The 620-nt window shown below is 61.5% G+C and carries 1 protein-coding gene and 1 pseudogene; both read left to right on the top strand.

Features of this window, described 5'->3' with window-relative positions; translation table 11 throughout:
• Positions 1-437: MFS transporter (locus tag BK660_RS30630; protein WP_473087028.1), on the top strand; the 437-nt coding region annotated here is incomplete at its 5' end.
• Between the two features lie 61 nt (positions 438-498).
• Positions 499-620 (top strand): annotated as a pseudogene (locus tag BK660_RS30625) (IclR family transcriptional regulator); the annotation flags it as partial.

Here is a 620-nt window from a genome sequence, read left to right as displayed (position 1 = left end):
TCGCAGCATTCGTTGGCGTTTTGTGTTCGGGGTTCTTTTCCGATTTCTTGATCCGTCGCGGCTACACCGTCGGCTTCGCGCGCAAGTTGCCGATCATTGGCGGGCTGCTGATTTCCACCTCGATCATCGGCGCCAACTTCGTTGAATCGACGCCACTGGTGATTGCCTTCCTGGCGTTGGCGTTCTTCGGCAACGGTCTGGCCTCGATCACCTGGTCGCTGGTGTCGACGTTGGCGCCGGCGCGTTTGCTCGGGCTGACCGGCGGGGTGTTCAACTTCATCGGCAACCTGTCGGCGATTGCCACGCCGATCGTCATCGGCTTCCTCGCCAGCGGCGATTCGTTTGCGCCGGCGATCACCTATATCGCGGTGCTCGCCTTGATCGGTGCTTTGTCCTACGTGCTGCTGGTCGGCAAGGTCGAGCGTATCGAGTTGTAGTGGTCTGCGTCGGGCGACCATAATGCCGCCCGTTCCTTCGCTCAACGGTAAAAGGCTGGATATGCAGGAAGACGCTCCGGAAAAAACCAAGGACGCCGCGCCCACCGGCACGCAGACGCTATTGCGAGGCCTCGGCGTGGTGCAAGCGGTGGCCAGTGGCGCCCGCGATCTCAAGGAGATTGC

The sequence above is a fragment of the Pseudomonas brassicacearum genome (assembly GCF_003732265.1).
Lineage (GTDB): Bacteria > Pseudomonadota > Gammaproteobacteria > Pseudomonadales > Pseudomonadaceae > Aquipseudomonas > Aquipseudomonas brassicacearum_D.
This window is presented reverse-complemented; position numbering and strand designations above follow the sequence as displayed.